General features: G+C 72.9%; 21 protein-coding genes and 1 riboswitch. Of the genes, 8 read left to right on the plus strand and 13 right to left on the minus strand.

Annotated elements, in window-relative coordinates:
- Positions 1-3 precede the first annotated feature (3 nt).
- Complete coding sequence (aroA, locus tag ASD33_RS12800) at positions 4-1,359, minus strand: 3-phosphoshikimate 1-carboxyvinyltransferase (RefSeq protein WP_056558032.1); 1,356 nt, start codon at positions 1,357-1,359, stop codon at positions 4-6.
- A 20-nt stretch (positions 1,360-1,379) separates the two neighbouring features.
- Entirely contained in the window at positions 1,380-2,075 is a 696-nt protein-coding gene (locus ASD33_RS12805) for a M50 family metallopeptidase (RefSeq protein ID WP_056558033.1), read from the minus strand.
- Between the two features lie 49 nt (positions 2,076-2,124).
- On the opposite strand from ASD33_RS12805, the gene ASD33_RS12810 reads away from it, so the two are divergent.
- From ASD33_RS12810 to def, 8 genes are all read left to right on the plus strand, one after another.
- Positions 2,125-2,940: an SOS response-associated peptidase gene (locus ASD33_RS12810; RefSeq protein ID WP_056558036.1), complete on the plus strand. Its 816-nt coding sequence runs from the start codon at positions 2,125-2,127 to the stop codon at positions 2,938-2,940.
- A 46-nt stretch (positions 2,941-2,986) separates the two neighbouring features.
- Entirely contained in the window at positions 2,987-3,631 is a 645-nt protein-coding gene (locus ASD33_RS12815) for an alpha/beta family hydrolase (protein ID WP_056558085.1), read from the plus strand.
- Positions 3,632-3,875: 244 nt separating this feature from the next.
- Positions 3,876-4,532 (plus strand): sigma-70 family RNA polymerase sigma factor, encoded by a 657-nt coding sequence (locus ASD33_RS12820; RefSeq protein WP_056558039.1) that lies wholly within the window; start codon positions 3,876-3,878, stop codon positions 4,530-4,532.
- Positions 4,529-4,846, plus strand: a complete 318-nt coding sequence (rsrA, locus tag ASD33_RS12825) for a mycothiol system anti-sigma-R factor (protein WP_056558042.1) — start codon at positions 4,529-4,531, stop codon at positions 4,844-4,846. The genes ASD33_RS12820 and rsrA overlap by 4 nt, the downstream gene beginning before the upstream one ends.
- Before the next feature lie 146 nt (positions 4,847-4,992).
- Positions 4,993-6,375, plus strand: a complete 1,383-nt coding sequence (locus tag ASD33_RS12830; RefSeq protein WP_347232291.1) for an HD-GYP domain-containing protein — start codon at positions 4,993-4,995, stop codon at positions 6,373-6,375.
- Entirely contained in the window at positions 6,372-7,643 is a 1,272-nt protein-coding gene (locus ASD33_RS12835) for an HD domain-containing protein (RefSeq protein ID WP_056558045.1), read from the plus strand. The genes ASD33_RS12830 and ASD33_RS12835 overlap by 4 nt, the downstream gene beginning before the upstream one ends.
- A 79-nt stretch (positions 7,644-7,722) precedes the next feature.
- A complete protein-coding gene (locus tag ASD33_RS12840) occupies positions 7,723-8,703 on the plus strand; it encodes a hypothetical protein (RefSeq protein ID WP_056558047.1) in 981 nt (326 codons plus the stop codon).
- 67 nt (positions 8,704-8,770) lie between these two features.
- Entirely contained in the window at positions 8,771-9,406 is a 636-nt protein-coding gene (gene def / locus ASD33_RS12845) for a peptide deformylase (protein WP_056558049.1), read from the plus strand.
- 59 nt (positions 9,407-9,465) lie between these two features.
- Here def and ASD33_RS12850 read toward each other — a convergent pair whose 3' ends face one another.
- From ASD33_RS12850 to ASD33_RS12900, 11 genes are all read right to left on the minus strand, one after another.
- Entirely contained in the window at positions 9,466-10,479 is a 1,014-nt protein-coding gene (locus ASD33_RS12850; protein WP_056558051.1) for a ribonucleotide-diphosphate reductase subunit beta, read from the minus strand.
- Entirely contained in the window at positions 10,479-12,857 is a 2,379-nt protein-coding gene (locus ASD33_RS12855) for a ribonucleoside-diphosphate reductase subunit alpha (RefSeq protein ID WP_056558053.1), read from the minus strand. The genes ASD33_RS12850 and ASD33_RS12855 overlap by 1 nt, the downstream gene beginning before the upstream one ends.
- A 132-nt stretch (positions 12,858-12,989) precedes the next feature.
- Positions 12,990-13,134: riboswitch (cobalamin riboswitch) on the minus strand.
- A gap of 42 nt (positions 13,135-13,176) precedes the next feature.
- Positions 13,177-13,677 carry a GNAT family N-acetyltransferase gene (locus ASD33_RS12860; protein WP_056558056.1) on the minus strand — a complete coding sequence of 167 codons (501 nt, stop codon included), beginning with the start codon at positions 13,675-13,677 and terminating at the stop codon, positions 13,177-13,179.
- Positions 13,678-13,753: 76 nt separating this feature from the next.
- Positions 13,754-15,376 (minus strand): sodium:solute symporter family protein, encoded by a 1,623-nt coding sequence (locus tag ASD33_RS12865; RefSeq protein ID WP_056558057.1) that lies wholly within the window; start codon positions 15,374-15,376, stop codon positions 13,754-13,756.
- Positions 15,373-15,585: a DUF3311 domain-containing protein gene (locus ASD33_RS12870; RefSeq protein ID WP_056558058.1), complete on the minus strand. Its 213-nt coding sequence runs from the start codon at positions 15,583-15,585 to the stop codon at positions 15,373-15,375. Before ASD33_RS12870 ends, ASD33_RS12865 begins: the two co-directional genes overlap by 4 nt.
- A 176-nt stretch (positions 15,586-15,761) precedes the next feature.
- Complete coding sequence (locus ASD33_RS12875; RefSeq protein WP_056558059.1) at positions 15,762-16,745, minus strand: LuxR C-terminal-related transcriptional regulator; 984 nt, start codon at positions 16,743-16,745, stop codon at positions 15,762-15,764.
- Between the two features lie 90 nt (positions 16,746-16,835).
- Positions 16,836-18,830, minus strand: coding sequence for a hypothetical protein (locus tag ASD33_RS36790; protein ID WP_157870038.1), 1,995 nt, complete (start codon positions 18,828-18,830; stop codon positions 16,836-16,838).
- On the minus strand, positions 18,820-19,785 hold the full coding sequence (locus ASD33_RS12885; RefSeq protein ID WP_056558061.1) for an aldo/keto reductase: 966 nt from the start codon (positions 19,783-19,785) through the stop codon (positions 18,820-18,822). Before ASD33_RS12885 ends, ASD33_RS36790 begins: the two co-directional genes overlap by 11 nt.
- A 26-nt stretch (positions 19,786-19,811) precedes the next feature.
- Positions 19,812-20,783, minus strand: coding sequence for an endonuclease/exonuclease/phosphatase family protein (locus tag ASD33_RS12890; RefSeq protein WP_157870039.1), 972 nt, complete (start codon positions 20,781-20,783; stop codon positions 19,812-19,814).
- Positions 20,780-21,895, minus strand: coding sequence for an endonuclease/exonuclease/phosphatase family protein (locus ASD33_RS12895; RefSeq protein WP_056558063.1), 1,116 nt, complete (start codon positions 21,893-21,895; stop codon positions 20,780-20,782). Before ASD33_RS12895 ends, ASD33_RS12890 begins: the two co-directional genes overlap by 4 nt.
- Complete coding sequence (locus ASD33_RS12900) at positions 21,888-22,946, minus strand: glycosyltransferase family A protein (RefSeq protein ID WP_056558065.1); 1,059 nt, start codon at positions 22,944-22,946, stop codon at positions 21,888-21,890. Before ASD33_RS12900 ends, ASD33_RS12895 begins: the two co-directional genes overlap by 8 nt.
- Between the last annotated feature and the right edge of the window lie 3 nt (positions 22,947-22,949).

Raw genomic sequence — 22,949 nt, forward strand, 5'->3', positions numbered from 1 at the left:
GGTTCAGGCCCCGAGCATTTCGGTCCACATCCCCGGGAAGTCCGGCAAGGTCTTGGCCGTCGTCGCCACGTCCTCGATCTCCACGCCCTCGACCGCGAGGCCGATGATCGCGCCCGCCGTCGCCATGCGGTGGTCGTGGTACGTGTGGAAGACGCCGCCGTGCAGCGGGCGCGGGCGGATGTGGAGACCGTCCTCGGTCTCGGTCACGTCGCCGCCCAGCTCGTTGATCTCCTTGGTGAGCGCCGCCAGCCGGTCCGTCTCGTGCAGCCGCAGATGGGCGACGCCGCGCAGGGTCGACGGGGAGTCCGCGAGGGCCGCGACCGCCGCGATGCCCGGGGTCAGCTCGCCGACCTCGCCGAGGTCCACGTCGATGCCGTGGATCCGGCCCGTACCGGTGAAGGTCAGACCCGCCGCGGTCAGTTCGCAGGAGCCACCCATCTCGGTGAAGATCCGGCGCAGCTCGTCGCCCGGCTGGGTGGTCCGCTCGGGCCAGTCGGGGACGGTGACCCGGCCGCCGGTCACCAGGGCCGCCGCCAGGAACGGCTGGGCGTTCGACAGGTCGGGCTCGACGACCAGGTCCCGGCCGCGCAGCGCGGAGGACGCGACCCGCCACACGTTCGGCTCGCCGCCGTGCTCCGGCTCGTCGACCTGGGCGCCGACCGCGCGCAGCATGTCGACGGTCATCCGGATGTGGGGGAGCGAGGGCAGCCGGCCGCCCACGTGCCGCACCTCGACGCCCTGGTTGAAGCGGGGCGCGGAGAGCAGCAGGGCGCTGACGAACTGGGAGGACGAGGAGGCGTCGATCTCGACCGTGCCGCCGTCCAGGCCACCGGCGCCGTGCACGGTCATCGGCAGCGCGCCGCGGCCCTCGTCGTCGACGCGGGCGCCGAGCGCGCGGAGCGCGTCGATCACGCCGTGCAGGGGGCGCTCGTGGGAGCGGGGGTCGCCGTCGAAGCGGACCGGGCCGTCGGCGAGGGCCGCGACCGGGGGCAGGAAGCGCATGACCGTGCCGGCGTTGCCGACGTCGACGGCCGCGGGGCCGCGCAGCGGCGAGGGGATGATCCGCCAGGCCTCGCCGGAGCTGCCGGGGGCGCCCGCGCCGGAGGAGCTGGACGACACCGTCTCCTCGATCCTCACGCCGAGGGTACGGAGCGCCTCGGCCATCAGGAGGGTGTCGCGGGAGCGCAGCGGGCGGCGCAGCCAGCCCGGCTCGGAGGCCAGCGCGGCGAGGACCAGGGCGCGGTTGGTGACCGACTTCGAGCCGGGCACGGTGACGGTCGCGTCGACGGCGCCGCGCGCGTACGGGGCGGGCCAGAGGTCGGTGGGCGGGTCGGTGTGCACGGGGGTCACTGCGGTCATGGACTCACTGTACGGGGGAGTCAGATGCCCAGGAGCCAGCGACCGCCGCCGATCAGGGCACTGATCGCGACCGCGTGGAAGAAGAACAGCCACACTCCGGCGGGCACCTGCGTGAGCCGCGCCAGCTGGTCCGCGTCCGAGTCGGGGGCGCCGCCGTGGCGTCGTTTCGCCTGGAGCTCGAAGGCCGGCCGGACGCCGCCGAGCAGCAGGAACCACACCACCGCGCAGGCGAACCCCGACTGGACCTCGGGGCCGGTGAGCCAGGAGACGAGGAGGAACGCGGCGCCGGTGAGGACGACGGTGAGGACGCCGTACGCGTTGCGGACCATCACCAGCATGGCGAGCAGCAGGGCGGTCGCGATCCACAGCAGCAGGGTGACCCGGTGGGTGCCGATGAGGGCCGCGCCGCCGAGGCCGAGCAGCGGGGCGGCCGGGTAGCCGGCGGCCAGGGTGAGGACGACGCCGAGCCCGGTCGGGCGGCCCCGGCTGACGGTCAGTCCGCTGGTGTCCGAGTGCAGCCGGATCGCTTCGAGGCGGCGGCCGGTGGCGAGGGCGACGAGCCCGTGACCGCCCTCGTGGGCGATGGTGATCGCGTTGCGGGCGAGCAGCCAGAGGCGGCGGGGCACGGTGACGGCGAGGGCGGCGACGCCGGTGGCGATCACCAGCCACTCGGCCGGGGCGGCCTGCGGGCTGAGGAGGTCGATCGCGAGGTCCATCTTTCGGGCCGCTCCTCGGGAGGTCGGGGATCGTGGCAGTGTGGCACGTATGTGCGGAAGGTATGCGGCCAGTCGGCGGCCCGAGGATCTCGTCGACGTCTTCGGGATCGAGAAGTGGGAGCCGGAGGAGACTCTGGAACCCGACTGGAACGTGGCTCCCACCAAACAGGTCTGGGCCGTTCTGGAGCGTCCTGTGAAAGACGCCGAAACCCGGCGTCCGGTTCGCCAGCTCCGCGCCCTGAAGTGGGGCCTCGTGCCGTCCTGGGCGAAGTCGCCGGAGGGCGCGGCCCGGATGATCAACGCGCGGGCGGAGACCCTGGCCGAGAAGCCCTCCTTCAAGAAGGCGTTCGCGGCCCGCCGGTGCATCCTGCCCGCCGACGGCTACTACGAGTGGGTCACCGGCGCGGGGGAGCGGGACCTGGAGGTCGAGGGGAAGAAGAAGCGGCCCCGCAAGCAGCCCTACTTCGTGACCCCGGCGGACGGCTCGGTCTTCGCGATGGCCGGTCTCTACGAGTTCTGGCGCGACCGGACCCTCCCCGACGCCCACCCCTCCGCGTGGTGGGTGACCTGCTCGGTGATCACCACGGAGGCGGAGACCGGCCCGCTGGGCGTGGCCCCCGCCGAGGGCCCGCACTCGCTCGCGGACATCCACCCCCGGATGCCGCTGATGCTGACGGAGGACCGCTGGGACGCCTGGCTCGACCCGGCGCGCACGGACCCGGAGGAGCTGCGCGGGCTGCTCGCCGCGCCGCCGGAGGGCCTGATGCGGGCCTACCCGGTGGCGACCGCCGTCAGCAACGTCCGCAACAACGGGCCGGAACTGCTGACCGAGCTGGAGGGCCCGGAGGTCGGCACGCTGTTCTGAACCGCTCCCGGGCCGCTCGTGGGGGCAGGATGGGGGCGTGAGCGACGTGACACAGTACGAACCCTCCTCCGAGCCCGTCCCCACCGACGCCGGTGAGGCGCGCGTCACCTGGCACGAGGGGACGGATCCCTGGGCCGTCCTCGCCCTCGGCCACGGGGCCGGCGGCGGCATCGAGGCCCGCGACCTGCGGGCCCTGGCCGGGACGCTGCCCGCGCACGGCGTGACCGTCGCCCTCGTCGAGCAGCCCTGGCGGGTCGCCGGCAAGAAGGTCGCCCCCGCGCCGAAGACCCTGGACACCGGCTGGCGCGGCCTCTGGCCCGCCCTCGTCCGGCCCGGCCTCCCGGTGATCGCCGGCGGCCGCAGCGCCGGCGCCCGCGTCGCCTGCCGCACCGGCGCCGAGCTGGGCGCACTCGCCGTCCTCGCGCTGAGCTTCCCGCTGCACCCGCCGGGGAAACCGGAGAGGTCCCGCGCCGAGGAACTGCTCGGCACCGGGCTGCCGACGCTCGTCGTCCAGGGCGGCAACGACACCTTCGGACGGCCCCCGGAGTTCCCGGAAGGCCCGTACGGGCTCCTGGAGATCCCCTACGGGGACCACGGCTTCGCGCTGCCCAAGCGCGCGCCGCTCGGCCAGGAGGAGGCCATGGCCGTGCTCGTCGAAGGGGTCGTCGAGTGGATCACTTCACTCCGTTGACGCACCGGGAATGTTGAGCGGGGGACCACTGTTGTTCGGTTCGTCGGTGTGAGAGCAGAAGGAAGAGGGAGACCGTCGCATGGGTTCGATCATCTGCCCGGAGCGTGCGAAGGCCGCTGACCTCGACTGGACCGTGCTGCCCGCGCCCAAGGGGGGCCCTATTCGGGCGGCGGGCGGAGCGGTTCCTCGTCTATCCTCCGAAACGAGTGGGTCCGCCCTCGGGCTCGCCGCGGCGCTGGAGGAGGTGGGTCCGGTCACTGGGACCGACACAGGGACCGACGAAGGCCCCGAGGAGACGACCGAGGAGCGCAACGCGCGCTTCGAGCGGGATGCCCTCGGCTACCTCGACCAGATGTACTCGGCCGCGCTGCGCATGACGCGCAACCCCGCGGACGCGGAGGACCTGGTGCAGGAGACCTACGCCAAGGCGTACGGATCCTTCCACCAGTTCCGTGAGGGCACGAACCTCAAGGCGTGGCTGTACCGCATCCTCACGAACACCTTCATCAACTCGTACCGCAAGAAGCAGCGCGAGCCCCAGCGCAGCGCCGCCGAGGAGATCGAGGACTGGCAGCTGGCCCGCGCCGAGTCGCACATGTCGACCGGTCTGCGCTCGGCCGAGTCCCAGGCGCTCGACCACCTCCCGGACTCCGACGTGAAGGAAGCGCTCCAGGCGATTCCCGAGGAGTTCCGCATCGCCGTCTATCTCGCGGATGTCGAGGGCTTTGCGTACAAGGAGATCGCGGACATCATGGGGACACCCATCGGTACGGTGATGTCCCGACTGCACCGGGGCCGCCGCCAGCTGCGCGGCATGCTCGAGGACTACGCCCGCGACCGCGGGCTCGTTCCCGCGGGCGCCGGAGAGTCGTCGAACGATCTGAAAGGCTCGGGCTCATGAGCTGCGGAGAGCCGCACGAGACGGATTGCTCGGAAGTCCTGGATCATCTCTACGAGTTCCTCGACCACGAGATGCCCGACAGTGACTGCACCAAGTTCGAGGTGCACTTCGAGGAGTGCTCCCCGTGCCTGGAGAAGTACGGCCTGGAGCAGGCGGTGAAGAAGCTCGTCAAGCGCTGCTGCGGCAGCGACGACGTCCCCACCGACCTGCGGGCCAAGGTGATGGGCCGGATCGACCTGATCCGCTCCGGGCACCTGGTGCCCGAGCAGGAGATCACGGCGATCGTCCCCACGACGCCGGCTCCGCAGGAGTGACGTCCCCGTAGCGGGAGGAGGGGGCCGTCGCGTCAGGGACGCGGCGGCCCCCTTCGTATATCAGCTTGTATCACCCGATGGTGCGAATCATCGCCACCGGGCCGCCTCCGCCCGCCCAACTCGCTAGCGTGACACGCGTGATGGGCGTGAAGGTCATTCCGCGAGCGGCCCGCGTGTACATCGGCTGCGCCCTGCTCGGCGCCGGGGCCTGCGCCCTGCCCGCGCTGCGCCCCGGCGCGGCCACCCCCTGGGGCACGGTCGCACTCCTCGCCGCCCTGTACGCGCTCTGCGAGTTACCCGCCCGCTGCCGCCTCCTGGGCCGCGGCCCCGGCGGCTCCGTCCCCATGGGCACCGGCTCCTTCTTCCCCGTCCTCCTCGCCGCCGCCCTCCTCCTGCCGCCCGCCGCCGCCGCGCTCACCGCCCTGCCCGGCACCCTCCTCGCCCCCGTCGAGGAGCAGCCGGCCGGACCCCGGCGCGCCTGGCGGGCCGCCGCCACCGCCCTCGCCGTCTGGGCGGCCGCCCAGACCGCCAGGGCCCTGAGCTGCGGAAACGCCCTGGGGCACGGGCCCGACGCCCCCGACTTCCCCTACGCGCTGCTGCCCGCGCTCGCCGCCGCGCTCGCCTTCTGCCTGGTCCTGACCGCCCTCGACGGCGGCATCCGGGCCGCCGCCGACGGGCTGCCCCTCAGGACCGCCTGGCGCGGCCTCCTCGGCCGGGCCCTCGCCCCGCACGCCCTGCACGGCCTCGCCGGACTGATGACGGCCGTGCTCTGGCGCAGCTCGTACGGGCCGGTCGCGGCGCTCTTCGTCGTCCTGCCCATGTACATCTCCTGCTGGGTCTTCGCCCAGTACCACCGCGAGCGCGCCGCCCACCAGGCCACCATCCGCGCCCTCGTCCAGGCCGTCGACATCAAGGACCGCTACACCCGCGGCCACAGCGAACGCGTCGGCCACGCCTCCGTCCTGATCGCCCGTGAACTCGGCATGGCCGAGGACCGGCTCGACGTCGTGCGCTTCGCCGGCATCCTCCACGACGTCGGCAAGCTCGGCGTCCCCACCCGGGTGCTCCGCAAGGACGGACCGCTCACCCCGGAGGAACGCCGCATCATCGAACTGCACCCCGAGTACGGCCACGAGATGGTCCGGGGCATCGGCTTCCTCGGCGAGGCGCGGGCCGCGATCCTCCACCACCACGAGCGGATGGACGGCAGCGGCTACCCCTACGGGCTGCGCGGCGAGGAGATCCCCGAGTTCGCCCGGGTGGTCGCCGTCGCCGACTCCTTCGACGCCATGACCTCCACCCGCTCCTACAGCCGGGCCCGCCCCGTGCCGACCGCCGTCGCCGAACTGGAGCGGTGCGCCGGCAGCCAGTTCGACCCCCGGATGGTCGCCGCCCTCGTCCGCGCCCTGGAACGGCACGGCTGGCAGCCCGCCGTCACCGCCGACGAGGCCGCGGGACCCGGCGGAAACGTGCCTCCGCCCCGCGAGCCCGGCGCCCCCGCCCCCGCACGGCCCAAGGAGCGCGCATGAGACCCGGCGCCGTCACCGTCGGCGCCGTGTACACGGCGGCCCTGCTGCTGGGCCTCGCCGGCTTCGGCTCCACCCTCTGGTACGGCCTCGACGAACCCGGCAACGCCCTCGCCTTCGGCGCCCTGATCGCCGTCGGGGAGCTCGGCCGCTGGGGCGCCGCCCCCGGAGAGCGCGAGCCCGCGCCGCTCGCGGCCGCCGGCTCCCTGGCGTACGCCCTCCTCGGGGCGAGCGCCGGGACCGCCACCACCCACGGCGTCCTCCAGATCGTCGCCGTCGTCGTCGCCGCCTGCCTCGCCGGGATCGTCCCCCACATCGCCCTGGGCCGCGGCCCCCGCCCCGACCACCTCGCCCGCCGGGTCCTCACCGTCGGCTTCGCCGCCCTCTGCTTCCAGCCCCTCTACAACTCGGGGGCCGTCGTCCGGCACCTCGGCCAGGGCCCGCCGTACGCCCTCTTCCTCCTGCTGCTGCTCGTCCTGACGGCCCTCTGCGACGCCGTGCTCGCCGCGCTCGTGCTCCGCGCCCGTACGGGGTTCCCGTACGGGTCCCTCCTCCGCGACGAACTCCGCGCCCTCCTCGGCATCGGCTCCGCCGTCTGCGCCACCGGGGCCGTCATGGCGCTCGGCGTGGCCGCCGCGGGCCTCTGGGCGCTGCCCGTGCTCGCCGTACCGCTGCTGCTCACCCAGGTCTCCTTCCAGCGGTACGCGGCCGTCCGCACCGTCAACCGGCAGACCATCGCCTCACTGGCCCGGGCGACCGAGATCGCCGGCTGCACCCCGCCCGGCCACGCGCACCGGGTGGCCGCCCTCAGCACCGCCGTGGGGCGCGAGCTGGGGCTCTCCGGGACCGAGCTGACCGTCCTGGAGCACGCGGCGCTCATGCACGACATCGGACAGCTCTCCCTCGTCGACCCGGTCGCGGGCGGCGCCACCGCCCTGCTGCCCACCGAGGAGCAGCGCCGGATCGCGCTCCTGGGCGGCGAGGTCGTCCGCAGGACCGGTGTCCCCGCGGCCGTCGCCCTCGTCGTGGAGCGGCAGGCCGACCCGTACCGGGAGCAGCCGCTGCCCGCCCGGATCGTCCGGGCCGTGAACGCCTACGACGACCTCGCGGGCGGCCTCGCGGACGGCGAGCACGCGGGCGCCGCCCTCGATGCCCTGGAACGGCTCCGGCTGGGCACCGCCCGCGACTACCATCCGGACGTCGTGGAGTGCCTGGCCAGGGTCCTGGCCCGGGGCGGGGCGCCTGGGGTGACCTCGGTCGTCCCTGGGTAACCCATGGGTAATGAGCGCGCGTCCGACCGGGCATGGTTGGATGCGAACAAGAGGGTGAAGCGACCGGCAGGCGGGAATCGTGAAGATCTTCGGGAAGGTACGGCATCGGCCCTCCGCCTCGTGGCGGCAGGCCACCGACCGCGCGTTCACGCTGATCGGCGACGGCCGGTACGAGGACGCGGGGGCGCTGCTGACGCGCGCGGCGGATCTGGAGCCCTGGCTCTCCGAGTCCTGGTTCAACCTCGCGCTGCTGCACAAGTTCCGGCACGACTGGGAGCAGGCGCGGGCCGCCGGGCTCCGCGCGGTCGCCCTGCTCGACAAGGAGACCGGCGCCCCCGACTGGTGGAACGTGGGCATCGCCGCCACCGCCCTCCAGGACTGGCCGCTGGCCCGCCGGGCCTGGCAGGCCTACGGACTGAAGGTGCCCGGCGCCGCCGCCGGCACCGGCGAGCCCGCCGGTATGGAGCTGGGCAGCGCCGCCGTCCGGCTCTCGCCCGAGGGCGAGGCCGAGGTCGTGTGGGGCCGCCGGCTCGACCCGGCCCGGATGGAGCTCCTCTCCATCCCGCTGCCGTCCTCCGGCCGCCGCTGGGGCGAGGTCGTCCTCCACGACGGCGTGCCCAACGGCGAGCGGACCACCACCGCGGGCCCCTCCTACCCGGTCTTCGACGAGATCGAGCTGTGGGCGCCCTCACCCGTCCCCACCTGGGTCGTCCTCCTGGAGGCGGCCACCGAGGCCGACCGGGACGCCCTGGAGCAGCTGGCCGCCGAGGCCGGTTTCGCCGCCGAGGACTGGTCGTCCTCCGTGCGGCTGCTCTGCCGCGCCTGCTCGGAGTCGACCATGCCGAGCGCCGAGGGCGAGGGCGAGCACTCCGACCCGCACGACCACAGCGAGCCCGGGCACCCCGGACCGCTCGGCCACCGCTCGCCGGGCGAGCTGTGGGTGCCGGAGCGGGAGTGCGGCATCGCGGCCCCGGCGGGCCTGGTGCGCGGCCTCCTCGACGGCTGGGTGGCGGACAGTCCCGACAGCCGCGAGTGGCGCGATCTCGAAGAGGTCTGCTGAGCGTTCCCTTCCGGGCCCGTAGGCTGTCCCTCGACGGAATCGGGTTTTCAGAAGGGCGCGGCCGGACATGGCGCAGCAGGAGACGGACGAGCAGACGCAGATCAACGACGGCTTCGTCGTGGACACGGAGGACTGCGAGGCGCGCGAGCTCGCCCACCGCGAGCGCGGCACGGCCCGCCCGATCACGGTCGTCGGCAACCCCGTGCTTCACCGGGAGTGCAAGGACGTCACCGCGTTCGACGACGAGCTGGCGCAGCTGATCGACGACATGTTCGCCAGCCAGAAGGCCGCCGAGGGCGTGGGCCTGGCCGCGAACCAGATCGGCGTGGACCTCAAGGTCTTCGTCTACGACTGCCCCGACGACGAGGGCGTCCGCCACACCGGTGTCGTGATCAACCCGGTCCTCCAGGAGCTCCCGGCCGAGCTGCGCGTCCTCGACGAGTCCAACGAGGGCTGCCTGTCGGTGCCGACCGCCTACGCCGAGCTGGCCCGCCCCGACTACGCCGAGGTCCACGGCCAGGACGCCCAGGGCAACCCGGTCAAGGTCCGCGGCACCGGCTACTTCGCCCGCTGCCTCCAGCACGAGACGGACCACCTGTACGGCTTCCTGTACATCGACAAGCTGTCGAAGCGCGACCGCAAGGACGCCCTGCGCCAGATGGAAGAGGGCACCCCGCGCTACGAGACGGTGCCGAACGCCTGATCCGGCGCACGCGAAAGGGCCCCGCTCCCGGTGAGGAGCGGGGCCCTTTCGCGTACCGGCTAGAAGTCCTCGTCGAGGTCCACCGAGCCCTCGACCGCCACCTGGTAGGCGGACGGGCGGCGCTCGAAGAAGTTGGTCAGTTCCTGGACGCCCTGGAGCTCCATGAACGCGAACGGGTTCTCGGAGCCGAAGACCGGCGGGAAGCCGAGGCGAACGAGCCGCTGGTCGGCGACGCACTGGAGGTACTCGCGCATCGACTCGGTGTTCATGCCGGGCAGGCCGTCGCCGCACAGGTCGCGGCCGAACTGCAGCTCCGCCTCGACGGCCTCCTTCAGCATGTCGGTGACCTGCTGCTGGAGGGCGTCGTCGAAGAGCTCCGGCTCCTCCTTGCGGACGGTGTCCACGACCTCGAAGGCGAAGTTCATGTGCATCGTCTCGTCACGGAACACCCAGTTGGTGCCGGTGGCCAGGCCGTGCAGCAGCCCGCGGGACCGGAACCAGTAGACGTACGCGAAGGCGCCGTAGAAGAACAGGCCCTCGATGCACGCGGCGAAGCAGATCAGGTTCAGCAGGAAGCGGCGGCGGTCGGCGGCCGTCTCCAGGCGGTCGATCTTCTCGACCGAGTCCATCCAGCGGAAGCAGAACTGCGCCTTCTCGCGGATGGAGGGGATCTCCTCGACCGCGTCGAACGCGGCCGCGCGGTCGTGCGGGTCGGGCAGGTAGGTGTCCAGCAGCGTCAGATAGAACTGGACGTGCACCGCCTCCTCGAAGAGCTGACGGCTCAGGTACAGCCGCGCCTCCGGGGAGTTGATGTGCTTGTAGAGCGTCAGCACCAGGTTGTTGGAGACGATCGAGTCGCCCGTCGCGAAGAACGCGACCAGACGGCCGATCATGTGCTGCTCGGCCGGCGTCAGCTTGGCGAGGTCGGCGACGTCCGAGTGGAGGTCGACCTCCTCCACGGTCCAGGTGTTCTTGATGGCGTCGCGGTAGCGCTCGTAGAAGTCCGGGTAGCGCATCGGACGGAGGGTCAACTCGAAGCCCGGGTCCAGCAGGTTCTTGTCGTGGGAGCTCATTACTGGCAGGCCTCGCAGGACTCGGGGTTTTCCAGGGAGCAGGCGAGGGCGTCCGCGTCGGAGGCCGCCTGCTGGACGGGGATCGGGACGGCGGCCGGCGCCGACGCCTGCGCGGCGCGGGCGATCCGGGTCGCCGGGCGGGAGCGCAGGTAGTACGTCGTCTTCAGGCCCTGCTTCCAGGCGTACGCGTACATCGACGACAGCTTGCCGATCGTCGGCGTCTCCAGGAACAGGTTCAGCGACTGCGACTGGTCCAGGAACGGCGTACGGGCGGCAGCCATGTCGATCAGACCGCGCTGCGGGATCTCCCAGGCCGTCCGGTACAGCTCGCGGACCTCGGCCGGGACCCAGGTGAAGCCGGCCACCGAGCCGTTGGACTCGCGCAGCGCCTCACGGGTCTGCGCGTCCCACACGCCGAGCTTCTTCAGCTCGTCGACCAGGTACGAGTTGACCTGGAGGAACTCGCCGGACAGCGTCTCGCGCTTGAACAGGTTGGAGACCTGCGGCTCGATGCACTCGTAGACGCCCGCGATCGAGGCGATGGTCGCCGTCGGCGCGATGGCCAGGAGGAGGCTGTTGCGCATGCCGACCGCCGCGATCCGCTCGCGCAGCGCGGCCCAGCGCTCCGGCCAGTTGAGCTCCACGTCGTAGTGGTCGGGGTGCAGGACGCCGCGGGCGGTGCGGGTCTTGTCCCAGGCGGGGAGCGGGCCGCTGCGCTCGGCGAGGTCGGCGGAGGCCTCGTACGCCGCCAGCATGATCCGCTCGGAGATCTTCGTCGACAGCGCGCGCGCCTCGGCGGAGTCGAACGGCAGCTTCAGCTGGAAGAAGACGTCCTGGAGGCCCATGGCGCCCAGGCCGACCGGGCGCCAGCGGGCGTTGGAGCGGCCCGCCTGCTCGGTCGGGTAGAAGTTGATGTCGACGACGCGGTCGAGGAAGGTGACGGCGGTCCGGACGGTCTCGTCCAGGCGCTCCCAGTCGATGTCCGAACCGGCCACGAACGAGCCCAGGTTGACCGAGCCGAGGTTGCAGACGGCCGTCTCGCCGTCGTTCGTGACCTCGATGATCTCGGTGCAGAGGTTCGAGGAGTGGACGACGGTGCCGGGCTCGGCGGTCTGGTTGGCCGTCCGGTTCGAGGCGTCCTTGAAGGTCATCCAGCCGTTGCCGGTCTGGGCCAGGGTCCGCATCATCCGGCCGTACAGGTCGCGGGCCGGCATCGTCTTGCGGGCCAGGCCCGCCGCCTCGGCCTTGTGGTAGGCGGCGTCGAACTCCGCGCCGTACAGGTCGACCAGCTCGGGCACGTCCGCCGGGGAGAACAGCGACCACTCGCCGTCGGAGTTGACCCGGCGCATGAACTCGTCCGGGATCCAGTGCGCCAGGTTCAGGTTGTGCGTACGGCGCTGGTCCTCGCCGGTGTTGTCGCGGAGCTCCAGGAACTCCTCGATGTCCGCGTGCCAGGTCTCCAGGTAGACCGCGGCGGCGCCCTTGCGGCGGCCGCCCTGGTTCACGGCGGCGACGGAGGCGTCGAGGGTCTTCAGGAACGGCACGATGCCGTTGGAGTGCCCGTTGGTGCCGCGGATCAGCGAACCGCGGGCCCGGATGCGGGAGTACGAGAGGCCGATGCCGCCCGCGTGCTTCGAGAGCCGCGCGACCTGGTGGTAGCGGTCGTAGATGGAGTCCAGCTCGTCCTGCGGGGAGTCCAGCAGGTAGCAGGAGGACATCTGCGGGTGGCGGGTGCCGGAGTTGAAGAGCGTGGGGGAGGACGGCAGGTAGTCCAGGCGGCTCATCAGGCCGTACAGCGCGCCGACCTCGTCCAGCGCGCGGACCGAGTCGTCCTCGGCGAGACCGCAGGCGACGCGGAGCATGAAGTGCTGCGGGGTCTCGATCACCTTGCGGGTGATCGGGTGACGCAGCAGGTAGCGCGAGTAGAGGGTGCGCAGACCGAAGTAGCCGAAGCGGTCGTCGCCGGCCGGGTCGATCGTCGCGTCGAGCCGGTCCGCGTGCAGCGCGACGAAGTCGGCGGTGCGGTCGGCGATCAGGCCCTCGCGGTGACCGACGGCCACGGAGGCGGAGAAGGCGACGGCGCCCTGGCCGGCCGCCTCGTCGGCGATCGTGATCGTCAGGAGCCGGGCGGCGAGCCGGGAGTACGCCGGGTCCTCGGCGATCAGGCCCGCGGCCGCCTCGGTGGCCAGTTCGCGCAGCTCCGCCTCGTCCGCGACGGCGCTGCGGCCGCGGAGCGCGGCGGCGGCGACCTTGCCGGGGTCGGTGTCGGGGAGATCGGCGGTGAGGTCGGTCAGGGTCCGCAGCAGCACGGTCCCGGGGCCGTCGCTCTCGACCGCGGAAGCCTCGGCGGTCGCCGGATCGGCGGGCGCGATGGTCACGTGGGGGCTCTCCCTCGCTCGGCTCGGGGCCGCGGCGGGGGAAGGCGGGCAGGCGGGCACCCGTACGCGCGGGTGCGCCGCGTCCACCGGCCCACTCCGCGAGGCCCGGACGTCTGTGGCACCCGGAACGGACGGACCGGGCGCGCTGTCGTCAGGTCCTCGGACTCACGTCGTACGGATCAGTCGAATCCGCATGAAGCACACCGTTGCGGGACAGTTCCGGATTCGCGCCGGATTCCCCTGCGTCGACAGCGAGGACGAGCATACATGTGGGGGGCGCCGCTCGTGGCACCCCCCACATGTTGTGTCGGTCCCGGGCTCAGAACTCCAGGGCGTAGGTCCGCAGACGGTGGTCGGGGATCGGCTCCCAGTCCCGCTCGGGGGTGCGGACGAAGCCCATCCGCTCGTAGATCCGGTGCGCCGAGACCATCTTCGCGTCCGTGGAGAGCACGATCCGCGCGCACTCCGGCAGCGCCCGCGCCCGGTCCACACAGGCGCGGACGAGGGCCTCGCCGACACCCCTGCCGCGGGCCGCGGGAGCGACCACCAGCATCCGGAACTCGGCCTCGCCGGGGACCGCGATGTCCGCCCAGGTGGTGCCCCCGAGGGCGAAGGTCACCCCGCCGATGATCCCGTCCTCCGTGTCGGCGGCGACGAGCACCTCGCTCTCGCGCGCCCGCCTGGCGGTGTCGCGGAGCACGTCGAGGTAGAAGTCGTCCTCCCCGTGCAGCAGCAGTCCGTCGTTCAGATAGGTCAGCCCGGTGAGGTCACCGAGCTCCTCGTACTCCTCGGGCCGTACCGCCCTGATCGTGAAGTCCATGACGGTCAGTGTGCCTCGGGGGGCACACGGAAAGGGGCCCGGGATCTTCCCGGGCCCCTTCACGTGCGTGCGTGGGTCAGTGCGCCCCGGCGCCGACCGGCGGGAGGTCCTTGACGCCCGCGTCGCCGCGGTCCGCCGTGTAGTCCGAGGGGGAGGTCTCGTCGACGCCCTCGGGGGCCTTGACGGCCTTGAGGACGAAGGTGAGGACGACCGTGACGACCACGTTCAGGACGAAGGCGGTGAGGCCGATGTAGCCGATCTCGCCGATGCCCGGGATCTCCGCGGAGGAGCCGCCGAAGTGCTTCTGGGTCGGGCTGGCGACGCCGTACGCGGCGACCGTGCCGTAGACCATGCCGACGGCCCAGCCGGCGAGCAGCGCCCAGCGGTGGAACCAGCGGGTGAACAGGCCGCCGACCAGGGCCGGGAAGGTCTGCAGGATCCAGATGCCGCCGAGCAGCTGGAAGTTGATCGCGACCGTCTTGTCCATGGTGAGGACGAAGACCAGCGCGCCGACCTTCACCAGGAGGGAGACCAGCTTGGAGACCTTGGTCTCCTGGGCCGGGGTGGCGTCCGGTTTGATGAAGTCCTTGTAGATGTTGCGGGTGAAGAGGTTGGCCGCGGCGATCGACATGATCGCGGCCGGGACGAGCGCGCCGATGCCGATCGCGGCGAAGGCGACGCCCGCGAACCAGTCCGGGAACATCGTCTCGAACAGCTGCGGGATCGCGAGCTGGCCGTTCTTCACCTTGATCCCGGCGGCGATGGCCATGAAGCCGAGCAGCGCGAGCAGACCCAGCATCAGCGAGTACAGCGGCAGGATCGTGGTGTTGCGGCGGATGACCTCGCGGCTCTTCGACGACAGCGTCGCCGTGATCGAGTGCGGGTACATGAACAGCGCGAGCGCCGAGCCGAGCGCCAGCGTCGCGTACGTCCACTGGCCGGCCTCGCCCGGGACGAGCGAGCCGCGCGGCTTGCCGGTCGCCGGGTTGGTCTGCGCGTACGCCTCGCCCGCCTTGGCGAAGATCTCGTCGAAGCCGCCCAGCTTGATCGGGATGTAGATGATCGCCACCGCGATGACGATGTAGATCAGGGTGTCCTTGACGAAGGCGATGAGCGCCGGGGCGCGCAGGCCCGAGGAGTACGTGTACGCCGCGAGCACGCCGAACGCGAGCAGCAGCGGCAGGTCCTTGACGAACCAGTGGGTGTTCTCGCCGCCGCCGACGCCCATCACGTCCAGGACGGCCTGGATGCCGACCAGCTGGAGCGCGATGTACGGCATGGTGGCGAGGATGCCGGTGACGGCGACCGCCAGCGACAGGCCCTTGGAGCCGAAGCGGCCGCGGACGAAGTCCGAGGTGGTGACGTACCCGTGCTTGTGCGAGACCGACCACAGACGCGGCAGGAAGGTGAAGATCAGCGGGTAGACCAGGATCGTGTACGGCACGGCGAAGAAGCCGGCCGCGCCCGCCGCGTAGATGGCCGCGGGGACGGCGACGAAGGTGTACGCGGTGTAGAGGTCGCCGCCCAGCAGGAACCAGGTGACCCAGGTGCCGAACGACCGTCCGCCCAGGCCCCATTCGTCGAGGCTCTGCTCGTTGTCGGCCCTGCGCCAGCGCGCGGCCAGGAAGCCCATGACCGTGACGGCCACGAAGAAGAAGACGAAGACGCCGAGCGCCACGCCGTTCACGCCGTCCTTCATCGCGCGTCACCTCCCTTGCGGGCACGCTGGTCCAGCTGCCACAGCTTGTAAGCGATCATGGTGAGCGCGGTCGAGATGAGCACCCAGAGCATCTGGTACCAGTAGAAGAACGGGATGCCGATGAAGAGCGGCTCGGTCTTGGCGTAGGAGCCCACCCAGAGCATCGCCACGATCGGTGCGATCAGGCAGAGTGCGATCACCACCCTCATGGGGGTGATGGTGGGTTGTCTCCCTTGTGTCGCTTCTGGCGCGTCTGGTGTGTCCGGCATGGCGATTCCGTCCCCTCGCTGATCACCTCGGTAATGCTGGGGAAATCTAGGGGACGGTTCCCGCTCCACGGAACCCCTGTCCGCATAACGGAAGTGATTCATCATCGGCTCCGGCCTCAGAGCCAGCCTTCCTTGGCGGCCCGCACACCCGCCTCGAAACGGCTGCGCGCGCCGAGCCGGTTCATCAGTTCCGAGCTCATCCGGCGCACGGTCCGCAGGGAGACCCCGAGGCGTCGGGCGGCGATGTCGTCGGTGCAGCCGATACCGAGGAGCATCAGCAACTCCCGTTCCTGCGGGGAGAGGTCGTGCTCGTCGCGGCGCGGGGCCTCGCCGAAGGGGGTGCCGGCGTCCCACAGCCGGTCGAAGAGCACCACGAGCGCGTGGACCAGGCCGGGGCTGCGGACTTCGAGGGCGCCCGCGCGGCCGTCCTCGGGGTCGACCGGGACGAGCGCGGCCTCGCGGTCCACGATCACCATGAGCATCGGGACCACGGGCACGGTCCTGGCCGCGCCGCCGAGGTCGCAGTACCAGCGCACGTACTCGACGGTCGGGGGGTCGTTGCGGAAGCTCTCCTGGTAGATCGACCGGATCTTCACGCCGCGTTCCAGGGCGAGTTGGTCGAGCGGCTGGCTGGCGTCCATGGTGTCGGGCAGCTGGGCGCCGCCGGGGAGCAGCGAGAGGCACTCGGTGCGGGCGTTCGCGGCGAGGTCCTCCAGGCGTTCGCGGACCTGGTCGAGGCCGGTGATGCGGTCCACGAGGTCGTGCCGGACGCCCGGTTCGGGGCAGTCCGCGTACGAGGCGAGGATGCCGGCGACGGCCCGGCCCGCCTGCTCGACCTGGCGTTTGCGCTTGCTCAGCTCGGCCTCGGCGCGGGAGAGCAGGAAGGAGAAGCCGACGTCCGGGTTGAAGGGTTCGACCTCACCGGAGGAGTCGTCCATGAGGACGAGCTTGAGGTCCGCGAGACAGGCGAGCGCCTCGCGGACCTCGGGTTCGGGACGGCCGAGATGGGCCGACATCTCCGTCACGTCGTACTCGGGCCGCTCCAGGAGCAGGCGGTAGACGGTCTCCGTCGACTCCTTTATGCCGAGCGCCTCCAGCATCCGGTATCTCCCCCTCGTCACGTTCCGTCGCACGACCGGTCGCATTCGTGATCGCGGTCGTCGATGCTAAGCGGGAGGACCTGTCTAGGTCTAGACCAATCGAAGTGAACTCCGGTGTACGGGACTTCGCCGGGGCGCCGGTACGGGGCTCCGTCGGCCCGCCCACGCGTCCAGCAGCGCCGCCGCCGCGAACCCCGAGACCAGCAGCGCCAGTTCGACCTGCGGACCGATGCCGACGGCCAGCACCGCGAGCGCGCCCGCACCCGCCGCCACCGGCCCGGCCCGGCCGGGGCCGCCCGCCGCCGAGGCCACCGCGCGGTCGAGCGACACACAGAAGGCGAAGACCCCCACGACCAGCGGGACCCAGCCCGTCACCGCGCCCGTGTCCGCGGGCCCCCACTGCCACAGCAGGGTGAGCGCGCCTGCCGGGGCCACGGCGGCGAGCAGCGCGCCGAGCACGGCACGCAGGGCCGCGCCCGCCGCCACGAACGCCAGGAGCGCGCCGAACGCGGCCAGGGCCGCCGCCGGGACGGCGTAGGGGAGGAGCCCGTACACCCCGTCGACGAGATCACGGTCGACGACGCCGGAACCCCCGACGAGGACGGGAGGCCGCGGGGCTTCCCCGCGCGTATCCCCGCCCGCATCCCTGCCCGTGCCCCCGCCCGAGTCCCCGAGCGCCGTCCTCAGGGCCGTCACCGTCGCCGCGCCCGCCGCCGTCATCGGCTCCGCCTCCGGGACGACCACGACCAGCGCCGAACCGGCGCGGTGCCACGCGTCGGACGGCGGCGCCGCCGCGAGCAGCACCCCTGGCACCCGGGCCGCCCGCGCCGCGACCGCCGCCGCGTCCCCGCCCTCGGGCACCAGGACCTCCAGCGGGTTCAGCACCCCCGACGGCACCCCGGCCGCCACGAGCCGGTCCAGACCGTCACGGGCCGGACCGCTCGCCACCAGGGCGTGCGCCTCCGGATTGCCCACCCGCAGCTGGGTGGCCGCACCGGCGAGCAGGACGAGCAGCACCAGACCGGCCGTCGCGAGCGGCCCCCGCGCCGCACCTCCGGCGCGAACGCCGGCCGGGAGACCGCCGGGCGCCGCCGCACCTCCGGCCGGAGCGCCGCCCCGGAGGCGGCCCGGCGCCACCGACCGGAGCACCGGTACCAGGGTCAGCGCCGCCGCCGTGCCCACCGCCCACACCGCGAGCCCCGCGACCCCCGCCGACCGCAGGAACGCCGCCGGGAAGAGCGCCAGGACCGCGCAGGCCGCCGCGCCCGCCGCACCGGCCGCCACCACGGACCGGGAGGCCGGCCCCGGCGGCTGGGCCCAGCGGTGCACCGCGCACACCAGCGCCGTCACCGGCACCAGGTACACCACGGTGAAGCTGATCTCGGTGAACCCCGCCACCGCCTCCACCAGGAGCAGCGCCCCCACCGACGTCACCCCCGCCAGCAGCAGCGGGGCGAGCACCCCGAGCGGCGAGCGGAACGCCAGGAACAGCAGCAGGAGCAGCCCGAGCGCACAGGCCGCCTTCGCCCCGAGGGCCACCGCCCCCGGCCCCGCCGGCGCGCTGTCGTGCTGGAGCGGCAGCACGCCCGTCACCTCGGCCCGGGCCTCCGGCAGCGCCGACCGCAGCCCCGCGCGCAGCGCGACCGCCGCGTCCTCGACGGCCGTGAGCCCCGCCAGATCGGGCTTCCCGGCCGCCGGATAGACCAGCGCGTACACCGTCCGGCCGTCGGCACCGAGAAAGCCACCGTCGCCCGTGTCCGCGTACGAGACGGTCCGCGCGCCCGGACCCGCCGCCCGCTCGACGGCCGCCGCGAACCGCGCCGCCGCGCCGGAGGCCCGTAGGTCCGCCGCCTCCGGCCAGGTGGCGACGGCGACCAGCGGGGCGACCGCGGCCCCGTTCCCGTACCGCTCCTGGACCGCCTGGTTCGCGCGGTGGCCGGGACCCCCCGAGGCGGTGAACGACTGGTCGAGCCGGCCGAGACCGAGAACCACCGCCGCCCCGCCCAGGACCAGGACCAGCAGCCACACCGTCCCGACCGCCACCCGGTGCCGCAGCACGGCGGTCCGCACCCGCTCAGTCCACATCGTCGAGCCGCTTCCTCAGCTCCGCGTCGAGCCGCAGCCCCACCGCGCCGAGCGTCTCGTCCAGCTGCGCCGTCGAACTCGCCCCGATCACCGGCAGGACGGGCAGCTCCCCGCCCAGCGCCCAGGCCAGGACCACCTGGTTCGCGGTCACCCCCAGCTCCGCCGCGACCTCCGCGAGCACCTTCAGCCGCCGCTGCGAACCCTCGTGCCGGTACTGCTCCGGCACCTCCTTGACCGGATCGGTGTACGCCCCCGTCAGCTGGGTCGTGTACGCCGTGAACGTCAGCTCCGGCCGCGTCCCCAGATAGTCGAGCAGCTCCTCCGACGCGTGCGGGTTCACGCCGAACTCCGCCCCGGGGCGCGGCCGCAGGTACGTGTACCGCTGCTGCACCGCCGCGTAGTCCGGCACCCCGGCGGCGACCGCCGCGCCCCGCGACTCCTCGATCCGCCAGGCCGCGAAGTTGGAGCAGCCGGCCCGGCCGATCTTCCCCGCGTCCTCCAGCTCCCCGAAGGCGCCCATGGTCTCCGCGACCGGCGTCGCCCGGTCGTCGATGTGCGCGTAGTAGAGATCGATCCGGTCCGTGCCCAGGTTCCGCAGGCTCTCCTCCACCTGGCGGCGCAGCACCGGGCCCGACAGCCCCTCGGCGCACTCCGGCCAGGCCGAGCCCGGCGGGTCCGGCAGCGCCCCGACCTTGGTGGCGAGCACCATCTCGTCCCGTACGCCCCGGCTGCGCAGCCAGCGGCCGATCAGCAGCTCGCTCTCCGCGCCGGTCGCGCCCGGCTCCCAGAAGGCGTACGTGTTCGCGGTGTCGATGAAGGTGCCGCCGGCCTCGCGGAAGCGGTCCAGGACGGCGAAGGCGGCGGCCTCGTCGATCCGGGTGCCGAACGGCAGCGTGCCCAGGCACAGCGTGGACACACGGGGGCCGTCGGGGCCGCCCAGGTGCGTGTACTCCATGGTCTCTTCCCTCTCTCTCGAACGGTTCATACGGCGACGGTCAGTTCCTGCACCAGGTGGTCCGAAAGCCCCTCCGCCGCACGGAAGCGGTACCGGCCGACCCGGGCGCCGCCGCCCGTGAACGCCCAGTCGATCCGCCACAGCCGCAGCCGGGCGCGGGCGTTCCAGCTGGCCGGGCAGAGCGAGCGGCAGGCGCCGATCGCGTCGCGCAGCGACCCGGGCATCCGGCGGATGTCCCCGATGGCCGCGCTGGTGTTGAAGTCCCCGGTCACCAGCACCGGGTGGGGGTTGTCCCGCAGGTCCTCGACGAGCGCCGTGTACTCCCGGTCGCGGGCGGCGGCCCGGCGCCGCATGTCCCGGAGGAAGGCCGGACGCAGCGGGTTCGTCACGGTCAGCTGGACCGGGATGTGCACGTTGTACGTGGACAGGACGCCGTCGCCGACCCGCAGGTCGACCCGGAGCGAACAGGCGCCGACCGGCACCGGCGGACCGGCGGGCGGGAACCGGGACAGCGTCACGGACTGGTTGCCGACGGCCAGGTGGTGGCCGGGGAAGGCGGCGCGCAGCCGCTCCTCGTCGTCGATGTCCCAGACCTCGCCGCCCTCGTAGCCGTTCAGGTACTCCTGGAGGACGTACACGTCGGCGTCGAGGCCGCGCAGGAAGGCGTAGAAGCGGTCGGGGTCGCCGCCCTGGTTCCAGTGCTGGGTGTTCCAGGACACCAGCCGCAGGCCGCCCGGGACCTCCGGCCGCCTCGCGAGGGCCCGCAGGTTGATCCCGTTCTGCGGCCAGGCCAGGAGCAGACAGCCCGCCGCGAGCGCCGCCGCGAGCCGGCCGCCGGTGGCGAGTCCGGCGGCGAGCAGCGCCAGCGGGACGACGGCGAAGGCCACCGGCGGCAGCAGGGAGACCGCGAGCCACGGCCACCAGCGGCCGTTCAGCGCGAGGTGCAGGGCGAGGAACACCGCCCAGCCGGCGGCGCAGGACAGGACCATCGCGCTCATCCACTCCCCGGCAGCGACACCCACAGGTCCTGCACCGCGTGGTCGGACAGCTTCTCCGGCTCGCCGAACTCGTACCGCTCGGCCTTCGCCCCGTTCCCGGTGAACGCCCAGTCGGTCCGCCAGAAGGGCTTCCAGCCGCCCTCCTCCCAGCTCGTGGGGTACGGGTCGGTGCTCACCCCCGCCGCGTCGTCGAGGCGCTCCCGGATCGGGTCCAGATCCGACATCGCGGCCGTCGCGTTGAAGTCGCCCGCCACCACCACCGGGTTGCGGTTGGCCGCGAGGTCGGCCTCAAGACCGGCGTACTGGGCCCTGCGCGGGGCGAACCGCTCCCGCATGTGCCGGTAGAAGGCGGCCGACAGAAGACCGTCCGGCATGCTGTTCCAGACCGGCATGTGCACGTTGTAGAAGGACACCACCCGGCCCCGGACCAGCACGTCCGTCCGCAGCACCTTGTTGTCCCGGTACTCCGCCTGCCAGTCCGTCCCCGACCGCCGCCCGGCGGCCGGGCCCACGGCCGGCTGCCGCAGGATCGGGAAGCGGGAGAGGGTCACCAGCTCGCCCCGGACCGCGACCTGGTAGCCGGGGAACTCCCGGCGCAGCCGCGCCTGGTCGTCGATCCGCAGCCTGTTCTTACGGTCGGCGGTCACGTGCTGGTACTCGTGCAGCAGGTAGACGTCCGCGTCCTTCCCCTTCAGGAAGGCGTAGAAGTGGTCCTGGGTGCCGAGGAGCTGGTTCCACGAGTTGGTGTTCCAGGCGAAGACCCGTACCGCCTCCGGGCCGGGCCTCGGCTCCGCCCGCCACAGCGCCGCCGGGTCGAACCCCGACTGCCCGAAGCCCATCAGCAGGGCCAGCGCGGCGGCGGCCAGGGTCCGCCACCGGGCCGCGCCCCCGGCGAGCGGGGCGAGGGCCGCGAGCAGCAGCGGGACCAGCGCGAACACGGCAGGCGGGACGATGCCCGTCAGATGCCCGAGCCAGATCCGGCCGTCCGCCGCCCACTCCACGAGCAGCAGCACCAGCCAGGCCAGGGCCGCCCCGAGGACCAGCCGGTTCCGGCGGCGGCGGGGCCGGGCCGGGGCTTCGGGGGCGGCCACCGGCGCGAGCGTGTCAGCCACGGGAGGCCACCGGGGCGCCGGCTCCGGCGCCCGCCCGCGCGAGGTCGGGGCGCGGCTGCGGGTCGTACAGGTGCCGGAACCGCTTCGAGCACAGCCACTGCACTCCGGCGGCCCCGATCGCCACGAACACCGTCAGGTTCACCAGGAAGTTGACGGCCACGAAGTACCCGAGGAACAGCCGCCCCCGGTGCTGCCGCACCACCCGGTACATGTCCAGGTCGCCCCAGACGCCCAGCACGAACAGGGCGAGCGGCAGCAGCGCCCACGCGGCCCCCCACAGCAGCGGCGCGGCGAGCGCGGCGACCGTCAGGGGCGCGGCCAGGCTGGCCCCGGCGCGCGGCCCGGTGACGAAGCCGCCCTGGAGCGCGCGCCGGCTCAGGATCAGCGGCACGGCGAGCCGGGCCCGGGCGAAGACCTTGCGGAGGACGATCCGCACGGTGTCGTCGTGGTCGTGCCGGCCGAGCACCTCCAGGGAGCTGAGCACCGTGTACCGCTCGGAGATGCGCCGGCCGTAGTCCTGGTCCTCGGTGTGCCGCAGGATCGGGTTGAACGGCCCCACCTCGTCGAAGACGTGCCGGGGGATCGCCAGGATCGCCGTGTGGACGGTGTCGATGACCCCCTCGGACCTCAGCAGCAGGTAGTACTGCTGGAGCGAGCGGTACTCCTCGATCAGGCTGTCCCGGATCAGCGGTTCCGGTTCGTAGGTGCCGCAGATCGCCCCGTACCCCCGGCCGGAGCCGAGGAGTTCGACCGACTTCGCGACGGCGTCGGGGTGCATGGCCACGTCCGAGTCGAGGAAGACCAGGATCTCGCCCGAGGACAGTTCCGCGCCGAGGTTGCGGGCGACGGCGACCCCGCTGTTGACGCCGGTGGAGACCACCCGGGCGCCGGCCGCCGCGGCGACGGCCGCGGAGTCGTCGGTGGAGCAGTCGTCGACGACGACGACCTCGATGTTCGGGTACGTCTGGTTCAGCGCGGCCTCGACGCACAGGCCGATCGACCGGCCGTAGTTGTAGTTGGGGACGATGACGGAGACCAGGGGAAGGGTCATGAT

It is taken from the genome of Streptomyces sp. Root1304 (assembly GCF_001426405.1).
GTDB lineage: Bacteria > Actinomycetota > Actinomycetes > Streptomycetales > Streptomycetaceae > Streptomyces.

Coding starts and splice junctions, on each gene's coding strand:
- def (WP_056558049.1), top strand. CDS start 8,771: ATGGCGCAGCAGGAGACGGACGAGCAGACGCAGATCAACGACGGCTTC.
- ASD33_RS36790 (WP_157870038.1), bottom strand. CDS start 18,830: ATGTGGACTGAGCGGGTGCGGACCGCCGTGCTGCGGCACCGGGTGGCG.
- ASD33_RS12805 (WP_056558033.1), bottom strand. CDS start 2,075: ATGGACCTCGCGATCGACCTCCTCAGCCCGCAGGCCGCCCCGGCCGAG.
- ASD33_RS12875 (WP_056558059.1), bottom strand. CDS start 16,745: ATGCTGGAGGCGCTCGGCATAAAGGAGTCGACGGAGACCGTCTACCGC.
- ASD33_RS12900 (WP_056558065.1), bottom strand. CDS start 22,946: ATGACCCTTCCCCTGGTCTCCGTCATCGTCCCCAACTACAACTACGGC.
- ASD33_RS12885 (WP_056558061.1), bottom strand. CDS start 19,785: ATGGAGTACACGCACCTGGGCGGCCCCGACGGCCCCCGTGTGTCCACG.
- rsrA (WP_056558042.1), top strand. CDS start 4,529: ATGAGCTGCGGAGAGCCGCACGAGACGGATTGCTCGGAAGTCCTGGAT.
- ASD33_RS12870 (WP_056558058.1), bottom strand. CDS start 15,585: ATGAGGGTGGTGATCGCACTCTGCCTGATCGCACCGATCGTGGCGATG.
- ASD33_RS12865 (WP_056558057.1), bottom strand. CDS start 15,376: ATGAAGGACGGCGTGAACGGCGTGGCGCTCGGCGTCTTCGTCTTCTTC.
- ASD33_RS12810 (WP_056558036.1), top strand. CDS start 2,125: ATGTGCGGAAGGTATGCGGCCAGTCGGCGGCCCGAGGATCTCGTCGAC.
- ASD33_RS12890 (WP_157870039.1), bottom strand. CDS start 20,783: ATGAGCGCGATGGTCCTGTCCTGCGCCGCCGGCTGGGCGGTGTTCCTC.
- ASD33_RS12860 (WP_056558056.1), bottom strand. CDS start 13,677: ATGGACTTCACGATCAGGGCGGTACGGCCCGAGGAGTACGAGGAGCTC.
- aroA (WP_056558032.1), bottom strand. CDS start 1,359: ATGACCGCAGTGACCCCCGTGCACACCGACCCGCCCACCGACCTCTGG.
- ASD33_RS12835 (WP_056558045.1), top strand. CDS start 6,372: ATGAGACCCGGCGCCGTCACCGTCGGCGCCGTGTACACGGCGGCCCTG.
- ASD33_RS12850 (WP_056558051.1), bottom strand. CDS start 10,479: ATGAGCTCCCACGACAAGAACCTGCTGGACCCGGGCTTCGAGTTGACC.